This window comes from Streptomyces carpinensis (assembly GCF_002154505.1).
Taxonomy (GTDB): Bacteria; Actinomycetota; Actinomycetes; order Streptomycetales; family Streptomycetaceae; genus Streptomyces; species Streptomyces carpinensis.
Map to the genome: position 1 here is coordinate 1 of NZ_MUBM01000399.1, position 5,562 is coordinate 5,562.

Consider the following 5,562-nt stretch of genomic DNA (forward strand, 5'->3'; position numbering starts at 1 on the left):
CGCCATCACCATCTTGATGACCCCGCCGACCCCGGCCGCCGCCTGGGCGTGCCCGATGTTCGACTTGAACGAGCCCAGCCACAGCGGCCGGTCCGCGTCCCGCCCCTGCCCGTACGTCGCCAGCAGCGCCTGTGCCTCGATCGGGTCGCCCAGCACCGTGCCCGTGCCGTGCGCCTCGACCGCGTCGATCTCCGCTGCGGTGAGCCGGGCCGAGGCCAGCGCCTGGCGGATGACCCGTTGCTGCGAGGGCCCGTTGGGGGCGGTCAGGCCGTTGCTCGCGCCGTCCTGGTTGACGGCCGAGCCGCGGATCACGGCGAGCACCGGGTGCCCGTTGCGGCGCGCGTCGCAGAGCCGCTCCACGAGGAGCATGCCGATGCCCTCGGACCAGGTGGTGCCGTCGGCGGCGGCCGCGAAGGACTTGCAGCGCCCGTCGGGCGCCAGCCCGCGGTCCTGGCTGAAGCCGACGAAGGAGTCCGGGCTCGCCATGACGGTGACACCGCCGGCCAGCGCGATCGCGGACTCCCCGTCGCGCACCGACTGGACCGCCAGATGCAGCGCGACGAGCGAGGAGGAGCAGGCGGTGTCGACGGTGACGGCCGGTCCCTCCAGGCCGAGGACGTAGGCCACCCGCCCGGACGCCACGCTGGCCATGCTTCCGGTGCCACCGCTCGGGTAGTCGTGGTAGACGACCCCGGCGAACACCCCGGTGCGGCTGCCCTTGAGCGAGGTCGGGTCGATGCCGGCCCGTTCGATGGTCTCCCAGGCGACCTCCAGCATCAGCCGCTGCTGCGGATCGGTGTCCCGTGCCTCCCGCGGGCTGATCTTGAAGAAGTCTGCGTCGAACTCCCCTGCGTCGTGCAGGAAGCCGCCCTCGCGGCAGTACGTCCGGCCGGGCGTGGCGGGCTCCGGGTCGTACAGGTTATCGAGGTCCCAGCCACGGCCCTCCGGGAAGTGCGAGACGGCGTCCGTGCCGGAGTCCACCAAATCCCACAGGTCCTCCGGCGAGGTGATGCCGCCGGGGAAGCGGCAGCCCATCGCCACGATGGCGACCGGTTCCCGCGCCTGCTCCTCGACCTCCTGCAACCGCCTTCTGGTCCGCTGGAGTTCGGTGGTGGCGCGCTTGAGATAGTCCCGGAGCTTCTCGTCGTTGCTCATCGAAACCTCAACCATTCTGAAGCTGTTCGCGGGCCGGGGGCTGGGAGATGCCGAGTTCGCTGTCCAGCACGTCGAACAGCTCGTCGTCGGTGACCGTGTCGAGGTCGGTGACGTCCGCCGCGCGGGCGGCGTCCCCATCCACGCCGTGCGGGTCGCGGGGCTCGCCGTGGATGTCGCGCCAGCGCCGTACCAGCGCCTCCAGGCGCTCGGTGATCCGGTCCGCACCGGGGGTGCCCGCACCGGGCTCCCCACCGGCCGGCGGGAACTGCCCGAGCAGGCCCTCCACACGGTCGAGTTCTTCGAGCACGGCGGCCGTCGTCTCGTCCCCCACCGCCTGGAGTCGTTCGTCGACGAAGTCGGCGGCGGACCGCGGGGTGGGGTGGTCGAAGATCAGGGTGGCCGGCAGGTCGCAGCCGGTGGCCGCGGTGAGACGGCGGCGCAGCTCGACGGCGGCCAGCGAGTCGAACCCCATGTCGCGGAAGGCGAGATCGGCCTCCACGGCGGAGGTGGACGCGTGCCCGAGGACACCGGCGACATGCGTGCGCACCAGCTCCAGCAGGGTCCTGCGCCGCTCGCCCGCCGAGAGTTCGGCAAGCCGCGCCCGCAACTCCCCTGCGTCCTCGCCGCCTTGTGCGTCCCGCTGCCGCACGGGGCCGCGGACCAGGGAGCGCAGCAGCGCCGGGGTCTCCTCGGGCCGCTCCCGCAGCGCGGCCCGGTCGATCCGCACGGCGAGCAGGGAGGGGGCGTCGCAGCGCAGGGCGTCGTCGAGGAGGGCGAGGACGTCGCTCGCGCTCAGCACCGGGCTGCGGTGCCGGCCCGCCGTGCCGGTGCCGTGCGCGTCGGCGGCGGCCGACCAGGGGCCCAGGGCGAGGGCGGTGGCCGGAAGCCGTAGCGCGGCCCGGTGCGCGATCAGCTCGTGCACGGCGCTCGCGGCTGCGGCACCCGCCGGATCGCCGGGGCCGGGGAGATAGCCGTCACAGGAGGTGAGGGCCACGAAGGCGGCCAGGGCTCGGTCGCGGGTGAGTTCGTCCAGGCGGCGCAGGCAGTTCGCGGTGTCGCTCACGGCCCGTGTGGGGTCGGCCGCTGTCTGCGGGCCGGTCGCCACGTGCACTACGGCCTTGAGCGGCTGCTCGGCCGGAATGCCCGCGAGCAGAGCGGCACCGGCCTCACGATCCGACAGCTCGGCACCGGTGATGTGCAGTTCGGCGCCGAGTGCGGCCAGCTCCGCGCCGAGTTCCGAGCCGTCCTGCGGGGGGAGAACGCCGTTCAGCACCAGCCGCCGCACGCCATGTCCGGCGGCCAGGTGCCGGGCCAGCAGCGCGACCGTCTCGACGGCCCCGGCGTTGTCGCCCGGGCCGCTGGTGATCAGTACGGTGCCACCGGACAGGTCCGGCCGGGGCAGGGCAGGCTTGGCCGCGCCGAGCCGGGGCAGCAGCACCGCTCCGGACCGTACGGCGATCTCCGGCTCACCGGAGGCCAGGGCGACGGGCAGGACCGCCCCCGACTCCGGGCTGCCGTCCAGCTCGACCAGCACGAACCGGTGCGGATGTTCGGCCTGCGCGGCACGCACGACCCCCCGCACAACGGGGTCACCCGTGAGGATCGCCAGCGTGCCGGGGGTGTCGCGCTCCAGGTGGGTCTGGAGGGCGTCCTGGAGGGAACGCGGATCGGAGGCGTCCGGAGCGCTGAGGACCAGGAAGTCGACGGCCTGCCCGGTGTACTCGGGCAGATCCAGCCCGCACGGGTCCCCGCCCACCGACGCCACCGTGGGCACCGGCCCGACCGGCGTGCCGGACGCCGGGATCAGCTGCGGACGCAGCAGTTCACCGGAGCGGGACGCGGTCAGCTGGTCGGCCGTCACCCGACGGCTCACGACGGAGACCGCCGAGAACACCGGTTGCCCCTGTGCGTCGGTCACCGTCACGGCCGTACCACCGTCGGCACCCGGCACGAGATGCAGCAGTACTGCCGTCGGCCCGACGCCGTGACCGCCGTGGACGACGACTCCGTGCCACGCGGACTGGTGAAGCGGCCCCTCGCCCGAACCGGTGATCAGCTGAAGCTGGAGGGCCGCGTCCAGCAGCACCGGGTGCAGCAGGAAGGAGCCGTCCTCCCCCGCTCCGCCCTCCGGCAGTTCCGCCTCCGCGTACAGTTCGTCGCCGCGCCGCCAGGCGGCCCGCAGCACCTCGAACGCCGGGCCGTACCCGTGCCCTCGAGCGGCCAGGCGATCCCGCATGTCGTCGAGGTCGACGGGAAGAGCGCCGGCCGGCGGCCAGTGGGATTCGAGCGCGCCATGCGCACCCTGTGCGGCATCCGCAGACGCGTCCGCGAGAACACCGGTCGCGTACCGCCGCCACGGCTGGTCCGGGGATTCCCCGCGCCCGTGCACGTACAGCGCGCGCGTGCCGTCGGCCGCGGCGGGTTCCACGACGACGCGGAGGGTCAGTCCATCACGCTCCGAGAGCACGAGCGGCCGCTCGACGGTCAGCTCCCGCACCCGGCGGCCGCCGCAGCGCTCCGCCGCCAGTGCGGCGAGCTCCGCCACACCGGCCCCCGGGAACACGACCTCGCCCAGCACATCGTGATCGGCGAGCCACTTCTGCTCGGTGACCGAGATACGGCCGGTGAGCACCAGCGCGGCCTCGTCTGGGGCCGGCACACAGGCCCGTACGAAGGGATGGTCGACCGGCTCGATACCGGCGGCCTCGGCGACGGCCGTGGGCGCGGCGGGCTCCGTCCAGTAGCGCTGACGTTGGAAGGCGTAGGTGGGCAGATCGACGCGGCGGGCGCCGGAGTCCCCGAAGTAGGCGCCCCAGTCGACGTCCAGACCGGAGACGTGCAGCTGGGCGAGAGCGGTGAGCAGGGTCTCGGCCTCGGGACGGTCCTTGCGCAGCGCCGGCGTCACCACCGCCTCGTTGGAGGTGAGGGTCTGCTGCGCCAGCCCGGCGAGAACCCCGTCGGGGCCGAGCTCGACGTGACGCGTCACGCCCTGGGCTTCCAGGGTCCGTACGGCGTCGGAGAAGCGGACGGCGGCACGGACCTGGTTCACCCAGTACTCCGGGGACTGCCAACCGGTGGCCGACTCGCCGGTGACCGTGGAGATGACGGACGTCCTGGGTTGCTCATACGTCAACTCGGCTGCTACGGCACGGAAGTCGGCGAGCATCGGCTCCATCAACGGACTGTGGAACGCGTGCGACACCGACAGACGACTCGTCTTACGACCCTGAGCGGAGAAGTACTCACCAATAGCCAGCACCTCGTCCACGGCACCCGAAACCACCACCGACGTGGGCCCGTTGACCGCGGCAATGGAAACGCTCTCGGTGAGCAGGGGCAGGACCTCGTCCTCCGACGCCTGCACCGCGACCATCGCCCCACCCTCGGGAAGCGCCTGCATCAAACGCCCACGCGCCACCACCAACCTGGCCACATCCGCCAGCGACAGCACCCCCGCCACATGGGCAGCCGCCAACTCACCGATGGAGTGACCGACCAGCACATCCGGCCGCACCCCCCACGCCTCCACCAACCGGAACAGCGCCACCTCGATGGCGAACAACGCCGGCTGCGCAAACCCCGTGGCGTTCAGCGCCTCGGCATCCTCACCCCACATCACCTCACGCAACGGACGATCCAGATACCGATCCAGCTCAACCGCCACCTCATCCAGCGCGGCAGCGAACACCGGGAAGACGTCGTACAACTCCCGGCCCATGCCCAGCCGCTGCGCCCCCTGCCCCGTGAACAGGAAGGCCAGCTTGCCGGTACGGCGTCCCGCCCCCCGTACGACGTTGTGCGCGTCGCCGCCCTGGACAAGTGCGGTCAGCCCGCGCAGCAGTTCCTCGCGGTCGGTACCGAGGAGGCATGCCCGGTGGGTGAAAGCGGCTCGGGTGGTCGCGAGCGAGCAGCCGAGATCCACCGGGTCCTGCTCGGGGGTGAGCGCCAGCAGTTTGCGAGCCTGGGCCGACAGGGCCTCGGGCGTCCTGGCCGACAGCACCCACGGCACCACCGCCGGAGCGACGGCACCGGCCTCGGCGCCCTCGGCGTCTGGTTCCGCGGGTGCCTGTTCGACGATGACGTGGGCGTTGGTGCCGCTGATACCGAACGAGGAGACGCCCGCGCGGCGCGGGTGGCCGTTGTCGGGCCACTCCCGGGGCTCGGTGAGCAGCTCGACGCTTCCGGCCTCCCAGTCGACCTGGTCCGACGGAGCGTCGACGTGCAGGGTGCGCGGCAGCACACCGTGCCGCATCGCCATCACCATCTTGATCACACCCGCCACACCCGCGGCGGCCTGCGTATGACCCATGTTCGACTTGACCGACCCCAGCCACAACGGCTCACCCGACGCCGGACGCTCCTGCCCGTACGTCGCCAGCAGCGCCTGCGCCTCGATCGGATCACCCA

General features: G+C 72.8%; 2 protein-coding genes. Both read right to left on the reverse strand.

Going from position 1 to position 5,562, the window contains the following annotated elements; all coding sequences use genetic code 11:
- On the reverse strand, window positions 1-1,155 hold a 1,155-nt coding region (locus tag BZY54_RS40350), incomplete at its 3' end, for a beta-ketoacyl synthase N-terminal-like domain-containing protein (RefSeq protein ID WP_208640919.1).
- A gap of 7 nt (window positions 1,156-1,162) precedes the next feature.
- Window positions 1,163-5,562 (reverse strand): type I polyketide synthase (locus BZY54_RS40355; RefSeq protein WP_143668240.1); only part of this gene is annotated, 4,400 nt, incomplete at its 5' end.